Source organism: Polaromonas sp. P2_G11 (assembly GCF_056403595.1).
In genome coordinates this window covers 480391-495907 of the sequence record NZ_JBFUFE010000001.1, presented here as the reverse complement: position 1 = coordinate 495907, position 15517 = coordinate 480391, and the positions used below count along the sequence as shown (strand labels likewise).

Annotated in this window: 17 protein-coding genes; 10 read left to right on the top strand and 7 right to left on the bottom strand. The window is 61.3% G+C overall.

Features of this window, described 5'->3' with window-relative positions; all coding sequences use genetic code 11:
- Positions 1–33: 33 nt before the first annotated feature.
- Genes AC1DWQ_RS02425 through AC1DWQ_RS02405 form a run of 5 tightly spaced genes read right to left on the bottom strand, consistent with a single transcriptional unit; the run spans position 34 to position 3584 of the window.
- Complete coding sequence (locus AC1DWQ_RS02425; protein ID WP_477668213.1) at positions 34–555, bottom strand: hypothetical protein; 522 nt, start codon at positions 553–555, stop codon at positions 34–36.
- 55 nt (positions 556–610) lie between these two features.
- A complete protein-coding gene (gene ureC / locus AC1DWQ_RS02420) occupies positions 611–2329 on the bottom strand; it encodes an urease subunit alpha (protein WP_477668212.1) in 1719 nt (572 codons plus the stop codon).
- Positions 2329–2634: an urease subunit beta gene (locus AC1DWQ_RS02415; RefSeq protein WP_477668211.1), complete on the bottom strand. Its 306-nt coding sequence runs from the start codon at positions 2632–2634 to the stop codon at positions 2329–2331. Before AC1DWQ_RS02415 ends, ureC begins: the two co-directional genes overlap by 1 nt.
- Positions 2635–2642: 8 nt before the next feature.
- Complete coding sequence (locus AC1DWQ_RS02410; RefSeq protein ID WP_477668210.1) at positions 2643–3260, bottom strand: HupE/UreJ family protein; 618 nt, start codon at positions 3258–3260, stop codon at positions 2643–2645.
- A gap of 21 nt (positions 3261–3281) precedes the next feature.
- Entirely contained in the window at positions 3282–3584 is a 303-nt protein-coding gene (locus AC1DWQ_RS02405) for an urease subunit gamma (protein ID WP_007874763.1), read from the bottom strand.
- Between the two features lie 165 nt (positions 3585–3749).
- On the opposite strand from AC1DWQ_RS02405, the gene AC1DWQ_RS02400 reads away from it, so the two are divergent.
- The 4 genes from AC1DWQ_RS02400 (at position 3750) to infA (ending at position 9319) form a co-directional block, all read left to right on the top strand.
- Positions 3750–7280, top strand: coding sequence for a hybrid sensor histidine kinase/response regulator (locus AC1DWQ_RS02400; protein ID WP_477668911.1), 3531 nt, complete (start codon positions 3750–3752; stop codon positions 7278–7280).
- On the top strand, positions 7264–8295 hold the full coding sequence (locus AC1DWQ_RS02395; RefSeq protein ID WP_477668209.1) for a response regulator: 1032 nt from the start codon (positions 7264–7266) through the stop codon (positions 8293–8295). The genes AC1DWQ_RS02400 and AC1DWQ_RS02395 overlap by 17 nt, the downstream gene beginning before the upstream one ends.
- Positions 8296–8762: 467 nt before the next feature.
- Positions 8763–8999 (top strand): hypothetical protein, encoded by a 237-nt coding sequence (locus AC1DWQ_RS02390; protein WP_477668208.1) that lies wholly within the window; start codon positions 8763–8765, stop codon positions 8997–8999.
- Between the two features lie 62 nt (positions 9000–9061).
- Positions 9062–9319 (top strand): translation initiation factor IF-1, encoded by a 258-nt coding sequence (infA, locus tag AC1DWQ_RS02385; protein WP_092132708.1) that lies wholly within the window; start codon positions 9062–9064, stop codon positions 9317–9319.
- A 100-nt stretch (positions 9320–9419) separates the two neighbouring features.
- Here the strand turns inward: infA and AC1DWQ_RS02380 are convergent, their stop codons facing one another.
- Both AC1DWQ_RS02380 and AC1DWQ_RS02375 read right to left on the bottom strand, forming a co-directional pair.
- Entirely contained in the window at positions 9420–10775 is a 1356-nt protein-coding gene (locus AC1DWQ_RS02380) for a dicarboxylate/amino acid:cation symporter (RefSeq protein ID WP_477668207.1), read from the bottom strand.
- Positions 10776–10895: 120 nt separating this feature from the next.
- On the bottom strand, positions 10896–11513 hold the full coding sequence (locus tag AC1DWQ_RS02375) for a DUF502 domain-containing protein (RefSeq protein WP_477668206.1): 618 nt from the start codon (positions 11511–11513) through the stop codon (positions 10896–10898).
- A 247-nt stretch (positions 11514–11760) separates the two neighbouring features.
- Here AC1DWQ_RS02375 and AC1DWQ_RS02370 point away from each other — a divergent pair, with 247 nt between their 5' ends.
- From AC1DWQ_RS02370 to AC1DWQ_RS02345, 6 genes are all read left to right on the top strand, one after another.
- Positions 11761–11925, top strand: a complete 165-nt coding sequence (locus AC1DWQ_RS02370; RefSeq protein ID WP_457282142.1) for a hypothetical protein — start codon at positions 11761–11763, stop codon at positions 11923–11925.
- On the top strand, positions 11922–12293 hold the full coding sequence (locus AC1DWQ_RS02365; RefSeq protein WP_477668205.1) for a hypothetical protein: 372 nt from the start codon (positions 11922–11924) through the stop codon (positions 12291–12293). Before AC1DWQ_RS02370 ends, AC1DWQ_RS02365 begins: the two co-directional genes overlap by 4 nt.
- Positions 12290–12463, top strand: a complete 174-nt coding sequence (locus AC1DWQ_RS02360) for a hypothetical protein (protein WP_477668204.1) — start codon at positions 12290–12292, stop codon at positions 12461–12463. The genes AC1DWQ_RS02365 and AC1DWQ_RS02360 overlap by 4 nt, the downstream gene beginning before the upstream one ends.
- 281 nt (positions 12464–12744) lie before the next feature.
- Positions 12745–12984: a hypothetical protein gene (locus tag AC1DWQ_RS02355; RefSeq protein ID WP_457282139.1), complete on the top strand. Its 240-nt coding sequence runs from the start codon at positions 12745–12747 to the stop codon at positions 12982–12984.
- 116 nt (positions 12985–13100) lie between these two features.
- Positions 13101–13943 carry a hypothetical protein gene (locus tag AC1DWQ_RS02350; RefSeq protein ID WP_477668203.1) on the top strand — a complete coding sequence of 281 codons (843 nt, stop codon included), beginning with the start codon at positions 13101–13103 and terminating at the stop codon, positions 13941–13943.
- A 355-nt stretch (positions 13944–14298) separates the two neighbouring features.
- Positions 14299–15021 (top strand): hypothetical protein, encoded by a 723-nt coding sequence (locus AC1DWQ_RS02345; protein WP_477668202.1) that lies wholly within the window; start codon positions 14299–14301, stop codon positions 15019–15021.
- Positions 15022–15517: the final 496 nt, after the last annotated feature.

The following is a 15517-nucleotide window of genomic DNA, read 5'->3' as shown; positions in this document are numbered from 1 at the left end:
GAAGGCACCCGTGAAGCCCGTTTTTTTCGCAGCTCATTGCGCCTTCTTGAACACGACCACCAAATGAGAGGTGATTTGTGTGGAGGGTGAACTGCTTACCTCGAGGGACACCCCCTCGCTTTCCCAAATGGCGCCGCCGAACAGACCGGCGTGGCGCGATTCCAGGGTCATGGACTTGGGCGCGCCGTATTTTTTGCGGAGCTCAGCGGCAATCTTCTCGAAGTTGATCTTGGTCGATGCGTTCTGCACGTATTCGTCTTCCTGCCGGGCCAGCACGTTGACGAGCTTGTCGTCGATGAAGCGGAAGCAGGTGTTGAACTTCACGCCGGCGAGGGCCAGACTCGCTTCTCGTAGGCAGGTGCCCCAGGGCTTGCCGCTCGGTGCCGCCGCAATGGGTTTGGCGGAGGGAAAGCGCTTGGACACATCAGCCGGCGACATGCCCACTTGCGTGCCGGGCCATAGTTCCTGGGCGTGACTTGCGGCGGCGGCGCAGGCCAATGCGGTAGCGATCAAGGCAAGGCGCGCGGCGGACTCGAACGGTGTGGTGGGGTTCATAGCGGAAGGTGAGTGAGCGAGATTCCCGATTGTCGCAGCGCCTCTGCGTCGCCGGTTAGAAAAGAAAATACCGTTGCGTCATCGGCAGGCTGGTGGCTGGCTCGCAGGTCAGCAGCTGACCGTCTGCGCGTACCAGGTAGGTCTGTGCGTCGACTTCCATCCTGGGCAGATAGGCATTGTGGACCATGTGCTGCTTGCGCACGCCGCGCACGTTTTTCACGGCGCTCACGGTCTTGGCCAGGCCGAAGCGTTCCTTGACGCCAGCGTTCAGCCCCGCTTGCGAGACAAAGGTCAGCGAACCCTTGGCAATCGCGCCGCCGAAGCCGCCGAACATGGGGCGGTAATGCACCGGCTGCGGCGTGGGGATGGAGGCGTTCGGGTCGCCCATGGCCGCCATGGCGATAAAGCCGCCTTTGAGGATGACCGAGGGCTTGATGCCGAAGAAAGCCGGTTTCCACACCACCAGGTCGGCCCACTTGCCCAACTCGACTGAGCCAACCTCGTGCGAGATGCCATGGGCAATCGCTGGGTTGATGGTGTATTTGCTGATGTAGCGCTTGGCGCGGAAGTTGTCGTGGCGGTCGCTGTCACCGGGCAGCTTGCCGCGCTGCAGCTTCATCTTGTGCGCGGTCTGCCAGGTGCGGATGATGACCTCGCCGACGCGGCCCATGGCCTGACTGTCACTGCTCATCATGCTAATGGCGCCCAGGTCGTGCAGCACGTCTTCGGCTGCGATGGTTTCCTTGCGGATGCGGCTTTCCGCAAAGGCCAGGTCTTCGGCGATGCCGGCGTCCAGGTGGTGGCACACCATCAGCATGTCGACGTGTTCGTCGAGCGTGTTGACGGTATAGGGCATGGTGGGGTTGGTGGAGGAGGGCAGGAAGTTCTCTTCGCCGACCACGCGCAGGATGTCGGGGGCATGGCCGCCGCCCGCGCCTTCGGTGTGAAAGGCGCAGAGGCTGCGGCCTTTGGTGGCGGCAATCGTGTTTTCGACAAAGCCGGATTCGTTAAGCGTGTCGCTGTGGATAGCGACCTGTGTGTCGGTTTCTTCCGCAACATCCAGGCAGTTGCTGATGGCCGCGGGCGTGGTACCCCAGTCTTCGTGCAGTTTCAGGCCGATGACACCGGCGTTGATCTGCTCGTGCAGCGCGGCGGGCAGGCTGGCATTGCCCTTGCCCAGGAAGCCCAGGTTCATCGGGAAGGCGTCGGCTGCCTGCAGCATGCGCTCGATGTTCCAGGGGCCGGGCGTGCAGGTGGTGGCAAAGGTGCCGGTGGCCGGGCCTGTGCCGCCGCCCAGCATGGTGGTGATGCCGGCAGTCAGCGCTTCCTCGATCTGCTGCGGGCAGATGAAGTGGATGTGCGAGTCGATGCCGCCAGCCGTGACGATCATGCCCTCGCAGCTGATGATCTCGGTGCCGGGGCCGATGATCATGTCGACGCCGGGTTGGGTGTCGGGGTTGCCGGCCTTGCCGATGGCGGCGATGCGCCCGCCCTTCAGGCCGATGTCGGCCTTCACGATGCCCCAGTGGTCGATGATGAGCGCGTTTGTCATCACGCAGTCCATCGCGCCTTCGGCCCGGGTTTTTTGCGACTGGGCCATGCCGTCGCGAATCGTCTTGCCGCCGCCGAATTTGACTTCCTCGCCGTAGCTGCCGGCGCGCAGCGTGTAGTCGGCTTCGACTTCGACCACCAAATCCGTATCGGCCAGCCGCAGCCGGTCACCGACGGTGGGGCCGAACATTTCCGCGTAGGCGCGGCGTCCAATTGTTGCCATCAAAGTGCTCCCTGCACGAGTCCTCGGAATCCGTAAACCTTGCGGTCGCCTGCGAATTCCACCAGTTCCACCGTGCGCTGCTGCCCCGGCTCGAAGCGCACGGCCGTGCCCGACGCGATGTTCAGCCGCATGCCGCGCGCGGCGTCGCGGTCAAAGCCAAGCGCGCCGTTGGTTTCGGCAAAGTGGTAGTGCGAGCCGACCTGTATGGGCCGGTCGGCCGTGTTCTGCACAACGACGGTCAGCGTGCGCCGGCCTGCATTGAGTACGTGGTCGGGGCCGTCGGTGATGAGTTCGCCGGGAATCATGGTGCGCCTCAGGCCAGTTGGGCGAGCAGGGTCACGCCGAAGAGGGCGACGGCGGCGCCAGCCGCGCGCGGCAGCCAGACGCTGGCACTGCGCAGCGCCCAGCCCGCACCCAGGCCCGCCAGGTGCAGCAGCAGCGTCGCGGCCAGCATGCCCGACAGCGTGGCCCAGGCGCTGGGTGCCCCGGCGAGTTCATAACCATGGGCAAGACCGTGGAAGACGGCGAACACACCAACGACGAGCGCCGCCGCAATGCCGGGCACATGCCAGCGCGTCACGACCAGCAGGCCGGTGACCAGCAGCGAAGCCGCGATCATGGGCTCGACGGCGGGAATCTCCAGACCCTGCAGGCCCAGCAGGGCGCCTGCCAGCAGCATGCCGGCAAAGCCCAGCGGACCCCACAGCAATTCGGGGCCGGCGCGTCGAGCGACCAGGGCGCTCCACAGGCCCACGGCCACCATGGCCGCAAGGTGGTCCATGCCTGTCAGCGGGTGGATGAAGCCGCTGAAGAAAGCACTGGCGTGGTCGTGCACCGCAGCGCCGGATTGATGATCAATATGGGCGCTGGCGCCCGCCGATATTGCGCAAGCAGCTATCAAAAAAAGAGCGTTTTTGGTTTTGATTTGCATGGTGGCGATCTCGGGTAATGCTTAAACAATGGGCTGGTGCACGGTGACCAGCTTGGTACCGTCGGGAAAAGTCGCTTCGACCTGGATGTCGGGGATCAGCTCGGGGATGCCGTCCATCACATCGGCGCGGGTCAGCACCGTGCGGCCCTCGCTCATCAGCTGGGCGACGGATTTGCCGTCGCGCGCACCTTCCATGACGGCGGCGCTGATGAGGGCTACGGACTCGGGGTAGTTGAGCTTGAGGCCGCGGGCGCGGCGCCTTTCGGCGAGCAGGGCAGCGGTAAAAATAAGGAGCTTGTCTTTTTCTCGGGGCGTCAATTCCATGGGGCTCTCTCAGGGCAGGCTGCCGGCTTGGGGATGCTTGCCGGGGTGCAAGAATGGTGCCATAAGAAACGTGAGCCACCAAGGCCGCCCCGGGCAGGATGCATGGCACAGAACATGCACCTGAAGACGGTCAATCACTCCGCGCCCGGCGCATCTGCCCACCCTATGGACGCCCCGCTCACGCCCCAGCTGCCGCCACTGCCGCCCGAAGCGGCCGGGGCCGCGCCTTTGGCGGCAGAAGCGCCGCCGCTGCAGCGCATCATCAAGGTCAGGCGCGACTACAACAGCTGGGTGGCCAGCGAAACCATGGAAGACTACGCGCTGCGTTTCACGCCGCAGCGCTTTCGCAAGTGGTCCGAGTGGCGGGTTGCCAACACCGCGTTCGGCGCGGCTTCTTTCCTGATCCTTGAAGCCGTGGGCGCCACGCTGCTGGTGAAGTACGGGTTTACCAACGCCTTCTGGGCGATCATGGCCACCGGGCTCATCATTTTCATGGCGGGCCTGCCCATCAGCATTTACGCGGCGCGCTATGGCGTCGACATGGACCTGCTGACGCGCGGCGCCGGTTTTGGCTATATCGGCTCCACGCTGACCTCGCTGATCTACGCCTCGTTTACCTTTATCTTTTTCGCGCTGGAAGCGGCGGTCATGGCTTACGCGCTGGACCTCGCCCTGGGTATCCCGCCCAGTTGGGGCTACCTGATCTGCGCGCTGGTGGTCATTCCGCTGGTAACCCATGGCGTCTCCGCGATCTCCCGCCTGCAGGTCTGGACGCAGCCTTTATGGCTGGTCATGCTGGTGGTGCCTTTTGTTTATGTCTTCCTGCGCGATCCCGGTGCGTTTTCGGGTGTTCTGCACTACGGAGGGGAAACTGGAACAAACGGTGAATTCAATTTGCACCTGTTTGGTGCTGCTTTAACGGTCGGAATCGCACTGATCACCCAGATGGGCGAGCAAGCCGACTATTTGCGCTTCATGCCGGTGCAGACAGAGGCCAACCGCTGGCGATGGTGGGGGGGCGTGCTGGTGGGGGGACCAGGCTGGGTGCTACTCGGCGTGGTGAAAATGCTGGGCGGCGCTTTGCTAGCCTATCTGGCCATCTCCAACATGGTCCCGCTGGACCGGGCGGTAGACCCCAACCAGATGTACCTTGCGGCCTACGAGTATGTCTTTCCGAATTACGGCATGGCGGTGGCGGCCACGGCGCTGTTCGTGGTGGTGTCTCAGCTCAAGATCAATGTGACCAACGCGTACGCCGGTTCGCTGGCGTGGTCGAATTTTTTCTCGCGCATCACGCACAGCCACCCCGGGCGGGTGGTCTGGGTGGTGTTCAACACGCTCATTGCCTTCATGCTGATGGAGATGAATGTGTTCCAGGCGCTGGGCGACGTGTTGGGGCTGTATTCGAACATCGCCATCGCCTGGGTGATGGCTGTCGTCGCCGACCTGGTCGTCAACAAACCATTGGGCCTTTCTCCCAAAGGCATTGAATTCAAACGGGCCCACCTGTACGACATCAACCCGGTCGGTGTGGGCGCCATGGCGCTGGCTTCGCTGTTGTCGGTTACAGCGCATCTGGGGCTTTACGGCGAAACGGCGCGGGCTTTTTCCGCGGTGATCGCCATGGGCACCGCATTTGTGGCCGCGCCCCTGATCGCCTGGGCGACCCGGGGCCGTTACTACATTGCGCGCAGCTCCGGAGCGACTTCTTCCGACGGTTCCTACAAGCGCTATGCAACGCAGCAGTGTGTGATTTGTGAACGCGCCTACGAAGGCCCGGACATGGCACACTGCCCCGCCTACCAGGGGCCCATCTGCTCGCTGTGCTGCACGCTGGACGCGCGCTGCGGCGACCTGTGCAAGCCGCACGCCAGCCTGTCGGCGCAGTGGTCCGGTGCGCTGCGCTGGCTGCTGCCGCGCCGCATCTGGCCTTACCTGGATACGGGCCTGGGCCATTTCCTGCTGCTCATGCTCATCATCGTGCCGCTGCTGGCCAGCGTGTTCGGCCTGCTTTACCACCAGGAAATCAGCGCGCTGGCGGACATCGAACCCTCTGAGCCGGCTTTGCGTTCAGGTTTCATGAAGGCGTACATGGCCTTGCTGGTCATTGCCGGCCTTGTTGCCTGGTGGCTGGTGCTGGCGCACAAAAGCCGCCAGGTGGCCCAGGAAGAATCGAACCGCCAGACCCATTTGCTGATGCGCGAGATCGAGTCGCACCGGCAAACAGACGAAGCGCTGCAACAGGCCAAGCTGGTGGCCGAAGAGGCCCGCCGCCATGCCGACCAGGCCAACCAGGCGAAAAGCCGCTATATCAGCGCCATCAGCCACGAATTGCGCACGCCGCTCAACAGCATCCTGGGTTACGCGCAGCTGATGGGTGAAGACAACGCCATACCGCCGCACCGCAAACAGGCGGTCAGCGTCATCAAGCGCGGGGGCGAACACCTGCTCTCGCTGATCGAGGGAACGCTCGATATTGCCCGCATCGAGGCGGGCAAGCTCACGCTGAATGTCAAGCCCATGCATTTCGCCGACTGTGTGCACGAGATGGCCGGCATGTTCGAGCTGCAGGCCGCCGCCAAGGGTCTCGGGTTCCGCTTTGAGACCAGCGGTCATCTGCCGGAGCTGGTGCGGGCCGATGAGAAACGCGTTCGGCAGATTCTCATCAATTTGCTGGGCAACGCCATCAAGTTCACGGCGCAGGGCCAGGTAATTTTCAGGTTGCGCCATGCGCGCGAGATGGCCTACATCGACATCGAAGATACCGGCCCGGGCATGGGTGAGGCGGAGTTGGCGCAGATTTTTGAGCCCTTTGCACGCGGGGCTACAGCCGGCCAAAGCGCGGAAGGCACACCGGGCGCCGGTTTGGGTTTGACGATTGCCAAGATGCTGACCGACCTGATGGGTGGCGAGATGACGGTGGTCAGCACCCCGGGCGAAGGCTCGATTTTCCGCATCCGGCTGTTTTTGCCCGAAGTGCACGTGGCTGCAGGAGCCGTCAAGGATGCCGCCACCAAACCAGCCAGGCGCCAGCCGCGCGGCTATGACGGGGTTCGCCGCAAGCTGCTGGTGGTCGACAACGAAGAGCCTGACCGTGAACTGCTGGTACAACTGCTTGAGCCCATGGGATTTGAATTGCGTACCGCCGCCAGCGGTCACGATTGCATGGACCTGCTGGCCAGCGGGTACCGGCCCGACGTGATCTTCATGGACCTGGCCATGCCGGGGATCGATGGCTGGGAAACCCTGCGCCGTGTGCGTGCGTCAGGGCACGAGGACATTCATCTCGCCATTGTTTCCGCCAACGCATTCGACAAGGGCGCCGAGAACGATGCCGGCATCCTTCCCGAGGACTTCATCCTCAAACCGGTGCGCCATACCGAACTGATCGACTGGCTTGAACGGCGGCTGGCCATCAAGTGGCGCTATGACCTTGCTGCGGATGACGGCGACTCTGTTGTCCAGGCCGTGCCACCGCGTGTACTGCCCGATGCGTCCCAACTCGCGGCCCTGCTCGAGGTCGTCAATCTCGGGTTTTACCGGGGCATCATGAACAACCTGGCAGAGATTGAAAGGCAGCGGCCGGAGGCCGCGGCCTTTGTGGACGAAATGCGCGTGCTGGCGCGGCAATTTCAGTTTGAAGCCATGGGCCGCCAGCTAGCCAACAAGGAGACGGGCCATGAGCAGCGTGCTTGACGACGGACCAACGCTGGATCGAAAGCTGGACCGCACACTGGACCGGGCCAACAGCGATATCGTGCTGATTGTGGACGACGTGCCCGACAACCTGTCGGTCCTGCACGATGCGCTCGATGAATCGGGCTATACCGTCCTTGTGGCCACCAGTGGCGAGGCTGCGCTGCAGCGTGCGTTGCAGGCTTTGCCCGACATCGTTTTGCTAGACGCCATGATGCCCGGGATGGATGGCTTTGAGGTTGCCAAGCGCCTGAAGGCCATGGCTGAAACGGCGCACATCCCCATTATTTTCATGACCGGTCTCACGGAAACCGAGTACCTCGTGGCGGCCCTGGAAGCCGGAGGGGTGGACTACGTTACCAAACCGATCAAGCCCAAGGAAGTGATGGCACGCATGGGCGTGCATTTGCAGGGCGCCCGCCGTGCCAGGCAGGAAGCGCGGCAGGCAGGGCAAGCACGCAACGCGCTGGACGCTTTCGGCTACGCCAGCATCACGGTGCGCATGGGCGGCGAGGCCGACGGGAAATTGATCTGGCAAACGCCGCTGGCGCGCGACCTGCTCATGCGCTACTACGGCACGTCCGCGCCGCAAACGCCCGAACCTGTACTCAACTGGCTGCGCCGCCACATGGCGGAGGCAGAGCGCCAGGTTGAGCCGCCGCGCCTGGCGGTGGAGCTTGGTCCGCGGCGCCTGACCTTCCGGCTGCACCAGCAGACCGGCGACGGCGACCGCGGCGGTGACTGGCTGATCGTCATGCGCGAAATTTCCGACGACGCCGTGGTGGAAGCCATGAGCCTGAGCTTCAAGCTCACCGCCCGAGAAGCTGAAGTGCTGTATTGGGTGGTCAAGGGAAAAACCAATCGCGACATTGGAGACATCCTGGGTTCCAGCCCAGCCACGGTCAAAAAGCACCTGGAACGGGTGTATGCCAAGCTGGGCGTCGAAACCCGCACCGCCGCCGCAGGTATGGCCATGAACCGGATCCGGCAACTGCACCCGCAGTTTGAGGGGTGAATATGGCCCCCACGGTCGCTCACTGCGTGTAGCTTCCTGCCCCCCGAGGGGGCCGCTGCGCCTGCGGCCCGGCAAAGCCGGTTCCGCGGCCCTGCTTGCTAAGAAAGAGCGGTTTGTGATGGCCGTATCAGGTAAAAAGCGTGATTTCCGCTGGGCGGTTACAATAAGAGCTTCGGTAAAGCATCAGCTTTTTTCATCGAGGCCTTTTCCCAACAGGTTTCCTTCTCAATTGCGGCGCTTCCCAGAGCCCGAATCCACAGTGTTTTCAGTGCCCATACAGCCCTGAACCCTCTCAACACTGTTCCGTTTTTCCGGCGAGCACTATTCCCGACAGTGCCACGCATGGCTCAACCAGCCCAGCCCCTGACAAGGGCCAGGTGGGTGGACACCGAACACCCGCCGGCTTGCTCGCAAGCCGATTACTCCTTATTTATCAAGCCGGGACACATACCCGGCACGGACTTTTTATGAACGTAGATCACACCAAAATCGCGGTGGGCAAGTACCTTGTCTCACCACTGGCCAAGCAGCAAGGCGAACGCTACGCTGCATCGGTCTCCATCCGCTCAGGCAGCGGCAGCGCCACGCATGACCGTGTGATGCGCTTCAGCGGCCTTTTCGACAGTGCGGCCGCGGCCGTGCATTACGCGACGGAACATGCCCTCGGCTGGATCCACGAGCGTTCGACGCCGGCCTGCGCATAAGCCTTGCCAGCCCTTACAACAGACATCACTGACAATTTTTCCAATTCCCTAGGAGTTACATCATGGCCAAAGAAGAACTGATTGAAATGCATGGGCTGGTAGACGAAGTGTTGCCTGATTCGCGCTTTCGCGTCACGCTCGACAACGGCCATAAACTGGTGGCCTATACCTCCGGCAAGATGCGGAAAAACCATATTCGTATCCTTGCCGGCGACCAGGTGTCGCTGGAGCTCTCGCCCTACGACCTGAGCAAGGGCCGCATCACCTTCCGCCATATCGCTGGCCGCGGCCCCGGCCCGGCACCGCGCCAGGCTCGCTAAACCGGCGGCTCGTCGCGCCCCAAAAAAGCACAAAGCCCGGCAGGCGGAGAATCCTCCGTTTGCCGGGCTTTGTCGTTTTTCCCTGAACTGTGAACAGGCCCTAGCGCCGGCCGGTCGCCATGTGCTCGGTCTTCTTGTTGATCAGCACTTCGGGCTCCTGGGCCTCGACCCAGCTCTCGTTGTTGAGTCCGGCCTTTAGCCGATCCGTGTCCAGATCATTCGTCCATTTGGCGACCACTATCGTGGCCACGCCATTGCCGATCAGGTTGGTCAGCGCCCGCGCTTCCGACATAAAGCGGTCAATCCCCAGAATCAGCGCCAGCCCGGCCACAGGCACGGTACCCACCGCCGACAGCGTGGCGGCCAGCACAATGAATCCGCTGCCGGTGATGCCTGCCGCGCCTTTCGAAGTCAGCAACAGCACCGCCAGCAGCGTGAGTTCCTGCGTGAGGGTCATGGGCGTGTTGGTGGCCTGCGCGATGAACACCGCCGCCATCGTGAGATAGATCGAGGTGCCGTCCAGGTTGAACGAATAACCGGTCGGGATCACCAGGCCGACGGTGGTTTTCTTTGCGCCCAGGTTCTCCATCTTTTCCATCATGCGCGGCAGCACGGACTCGGACGACGAGGTGCCCAGCACGATCAGCAGCTCTTCCTTGATGTACTTGATGAACTTCCAGATGCTGAACCCGTGCAGGCGCGCAATGGTGCCCAACACCACGAAGATGAAGATCAGGCAGGTCGCATAGAAAGCGGCCATCAGCTTGCCGAGCGACACCAGGCTGTCCACGCCATAAGCGCCTATGGTGAAGGCCATTGCGCCGAAAGCGCCTATGGGCGCCACCTTCATGATGAAGCCGACAATGGTGAACAGTACATGCGAGGCTTTCTCGACGAAGTCGAACACCAGCGTGCCGCGCCCGCCGAAACGGTGCAACGCGAAGCCGAACATCACCGCGATCAGCAGCACCTGCAGAATTTCACCCTTGGCGAAGGCATCCACCACGGTGGACGGAATGATGTTCATGATGAAGTCGGTCGTGCCGACCATCTTCCCGGGGCCGGTATAAGCCGCGATGGCTTTGGTGTCCAGCGTGGACACGTCGACATTCATGCCTTCGCCCGGCTTGAATACGTTGACCAGGACCAGCCCGATGATCAGCGCGAAGGTGCTGACGACTTCAAAGTACAGCAGCGCCAGGCCGCCGGTCTTGCCGACCTTCTTCATGTCCTCCATGCCGGCGATGCCGATCACGACGGTGCAGAAGATGATGGGTGCGATCATCATCTTGATGAGCTTGATGAAGCCGTCGCCCAGCGGCTTCATGAGCTTTCCGGCCTCAGGGTAAAAATGCCCCAGCAGCACACCGGCGATCACGGCGCAGATCACCTGGAAGTAAAGCGATTTGTAAAGGGGTGGCTTGCGGCTTGTCTTCGTTGTCGTTGTGCTTGTCATGGCCGGGTCGCATCAGCGAATGCGCGGGTTGTGGGGGACGGGTTCAATATAGCCCCGCCACGCGATTTGTCCATGTGGGAAACCACAGATAACAAATCTTTACGCCGCTCCGGCGCAAGCTCAGCCGGCCGGGCTGCCGCTGCCAGTACCTGAGGCCGGCGGGCGGGCCATCCACGCAATCAGTGACGAGCGCATGGCTTCCTCCACCGACATGTCGATGGGCTGTACCCACTCCGTCGGCACAAACACCGTGTAGCCGCCGATCATGTAGCCCATGGGCAAATAAACCGCAACACGCTCACCCGGAAGGAATCCGGAAGGCAGGTCGGCAAAGCTGCGACGTGTGATCAGGCCCACGATTTCCATCGCGTGCCCAGGCATGCGCAATATCACCACGCTTTGCTCGCCCTGCTTGCCCGAAGGCGAAAAGTAGTCGGCAAAACTCTTGAGCGACGAGTAGATGCTTTTGACCACCGGCAAATTGGTAAACGGCAATTCCGCGAAAGACAGCACTTTGCGCACACTTTGCTGGGATACCAGGAAGCCAATCGCCAGGATGGTCAGGATGCCGAACGCCAGACCCATGCCGGGCAGGTAAAAACTGCCGATAAGAGGGCGCAGGATCCACAGGGCGGCAGTTTCCATCCACGCCAGGAAGATATAAAGAAGGTATACCGTCAGTGCCACCGGCAGGATGGTGATGAGGCCACGAAAGAAATATTTATAGAGGCTTTTCATGGGCTTTTCGTTGGCTTTTTCGTTAAGGCGCGTTGCGCATGGTGCATTTTTCTGGCTAGCCTGCAATATAACCATTTCGCATGACGCGCCTCGCCGAGGGTTGTCGGTCTTCTCCTACATTTTTGCGGTACTAATCACTGCGATATGTCACTGTCTCGTGCTTAAACTACTGTCGCAGTGATGCCACTGCCCATTGCTGCTTCCCAAAGAAATCAATCAACCCCACAGTCTCAAGCCCAGCGCTGACATGAACCCCGACCCAGGTCTTCTTCCCGCTCACATCGTGCTTGCACCTGAGCAAGCGCCGATGCTGAAAGTTACCTTTCATTCCCTTGATATTTTTCGGCTGCGCTATCAACTGCGCAACAACGTCATGCCCGGCCATCACGGCCTTTTTCTAGGATATTTATGAGTCAATCCACGCTGGTCAATGCGCAGCTCAATGCCCCCTTGCGTTCCCTTGCCCTGACAGTCGAAGAGCCCGCCCCGGGCGAATTTTGCTGGCGCATCCTCGAGAGCCACGCAGATCCCCTGGTGTTTGAATCGGTGTCCTGCTCCGAGATCAGTTTTGCCGCATATGACACTGCATTGGCCACCGGTTACGGCGAGTTGCAGCGCCTGATCGGCCCCGACCTGCAATACGGCCCGCGCAGCGACGAGCCGCAGCAGGTCGATCTTTTTGGTGCTGCCAGTTCTGCGAAGAAAAATATGGCGGTCGGTAGCCCGGAAATCCGCCCTGCAAGGGACACCGGCATCAAACCGGGTGCGGTGCCTGCGTGAAACCCGATCTGCAAGCAGAGTACGTGCGGCTCCGCGCACAGCTTGAGGCCCTGGAGGCGGCGCCGGTAAAAGATTTTCGACGCATTGATCAGCTCATCGATGCGCTTGAGAAAATTCAGCTGGCCATCAAGGCCGAGCACGGCCTCAAGGGCAACAATCCCAACGAATAGTCCGCCGGATAAATATGCAGGCACAGCGGCACCGCAGCGTGTCGCAAGTGCGGCCCCACTCAGCGCAGAACGCGCAGGAAACATGGCGATCCTGATCAGGCCCGGGTGTTTATATTGGTTCGGTGCGTAGCATTTTGTGACCTCGCTTGTCCTACATGACAGGCCGTACCGGACCGACGCCGCGTCCCACTCTCCCCTCGTAAATTGGAATTAGCTGGCAATACGGCCAGCCATTTACCAACCCTGATTGCCTGTGATGGGCATGACTTAAGGAGCAAGACATGAAGTTTTCCAAATCCCTGGCCTCTGCCGTAGCCGCCGCCGCTGTTGTGAGCACCATTGGCCTGGCATACGCCCAGACCGAAACCCCGACGGCACCGGCTGCGCCTGCAGAATCGTCCGGCCAGACCATGCAAAATCAGGACACCACCACCCCTAGCAGTGCGGCACCTGCCACCACGACTGAAAGCAACACGGCTGGCTTCCAGACCGAGCGCCCAGCACAAGCTGACCGCAACTAAACCCAGACCGTCATGCGCCTTGGTGTGACGCCGCTCCGGCTTGCCGTGTCTTTTAAGGCGCGGCTTCCGGAGCGTTTTCACATGGCTGCCGGATCGTCATTGTTTTAGCGCAGGCCATGCGTCGTATTTTCATGGACATGTTTGTGTCGCCCGCGCGCGGGTCTTCCCCTTCAACTGGCGGAAGGCCCCCGGCCGGCGATGAGCCCGGCACCAGCCGCGCAGACGTTCTTGACGGCATCAAGCAAGGCATCTTGCTGGGCTCCGCACTGCTTGTCCTCACATTGCCGCTTTTTCATGCCCGTCCGGTTTCCTCTCCGGCCCTGAACCCCGTCCCTTCCAGCGCCTTGCAGTTGGCGCCGTCTTTGCGCTTCGCCGATTTTGGTGAAGAGCCCGCGTCGGATGAGGCGCGGCAGGTCGCCAATTGGGTGGTTGCTTCCGGGGACAACCGCAGGCTTTTCTTTGTCATCCTCGACAAGATAAATACCAAGGTTTTTGTTTTCGAACCCTCCGGCAAGTTGCGCAGCGCCACGCCCGTGCTGATCGGTGCGGCGGTCGGCGATGATTCCGTGACCGGTATCGGCGGGCGGCCCATTGCGCAGGTGCAGCCCCACGAACGCACCACACCGGCGGGCCGGTTTATGGGGGAGCCTGGCCGCAACACCTTGGGCGAAGATGTTGTCTGGGTGGATTACGAGGCGGCTGTTTCCATGCACCGCGTGCGAACACTGGAGCCCAAAGAGCGCCGGCTGGAAAGGCTTGCGTCTCCCGGTACCGAGGACAACCGTATTTCCTACGGGTGCATCAACATGCCGGTGGCATTTTTCGAAGATGTACTCAAGCCCGCGTTCAATGCGAGCTATGGCGTGATTTACGTTTTGCCGGAAATCAAACCACTGGCTGAGGTTTTTCCTGCCGCCCATGCGCTTGCCGCAAAACAGGGGCTTCGCCCCGCCGCCTGACACCGCCTGCTCGCTCTTTCGATCACCTCGCGCGAAGAGCGAGTTGTAACAACCCCTGACGTATTGTTGCGCGCTCGCATCTTCAATGCGGAAAATGCCCACATGTGGTCGCTGTTACCAAATTCCTGAGTAGCTAAATTTGGCTGCAAAAAAAGCATGCATGGCAATGCAGTAAACGATTTGTTGCTATTAAAAGCATAGCAAAAATCCGGAGGATTTCAGGGTTTTTCCGTTGTGAACATTTTCTTGCATCGCTAACATGGTGCAACCACAGCCGGGCTCCTACCCAAAAGGTTCGAGGCCGGCTTTTTCATGTGCTCCGCACAAGGCAATGAATTCAACCCACGGGATCAGGATGTTGTTCAAAGGAAAGGCACTGCGCGCAAAAACCGTCTGCACGGCGGCCATTGCCTTTCTCGCTGCGATTCCCGCATGGGTGTCCGCCACTCCCACAGACCTGCAACCGGTGCGCAGCCCCGATGCCGTGATGCCGGTGCCGGGTGCCGGCAATTCCGCTGACATGACACTGGTGGCGGCATCGGCCGATGCACGCTACGCCCTGCGCTGGATCATGAACGCACGCGATAACCAGGGCCTGCCATTTGTGGTGGTTGATAAAAAGGGCGGGCGCATTTTTGTGTTTGACGCCACGGGGCAATTGCGCGGCGCATCGCCGGCATTGACCGGCCTGACACCCGGCGACCACACGGTACCGGGCATGGAGCAGCGCAACGTCGCCAGCCTGCGCGCAGACGAACGCACCACGCCGGCGGGCCGTTACGTTTCGGAGCCCGGCCACAATCTTCACGGCGAGGCTATTGTGTGGATCGACTACACGGCCAAGCTGGCAATCCACCGCCTTCGTCCTGCAGCTCCGGCAGAACGCCGCGCAGAGCGGCTGGCTTCTGAAACACCTGACGACAACCGCATCTCGCTGGGGTGTGTCGTAGTGCCCGTCAATTTTTACGAAGCCGTCGTGAATCCCGTGCTGGGGAAAAGCCATGGCGTGGTGTACGTCCTGCCTGAAACCCAGCCCGTGCAGCGCATGCTGGGCGCGCTGCAATTCAGCCAGCGCTAACTAAATTCCCATAACAGCTTCGCTAACGCCTCTGCGGCCTCTGCGCGCCTTGACGCTGCCGGCCCCCTGGCCTGTGGTTTATGGCAACTGTCAGAACGGCAAACAGTATTCCTTGCTGATTGAGATGGCAAGATTGCTATCATTTTAGGAGCTGCTGGCGCCTGTGCCGATTGACCTGCAGGTCAATTTTCCTTGAATTCCGGGTGTTTCCCTGCTGGACTGCAAGCGGCCAGGGTCCACAACTACACGCGCGTCAGCGATTCCTTACTTGCAGCAAGCCTTCAGGCTGGCATGGCCGCCCCCGGACGCAATCTACATTGAAGTTGTCTTCAATTTGACAACTTTCAGGAGAATCAAATGCCTCTCATTGCCTGGTTACTGGGTGTTCCCCTTAGTGTGGTTCTTATCCTCATGCTGCTGGGCGTGTTCTAGGCCCCGCATGGTGAGCGGCCTTCACGGTCGTGCAGGCAAAAGCCCGCGGACGCGGGCTTTTGCT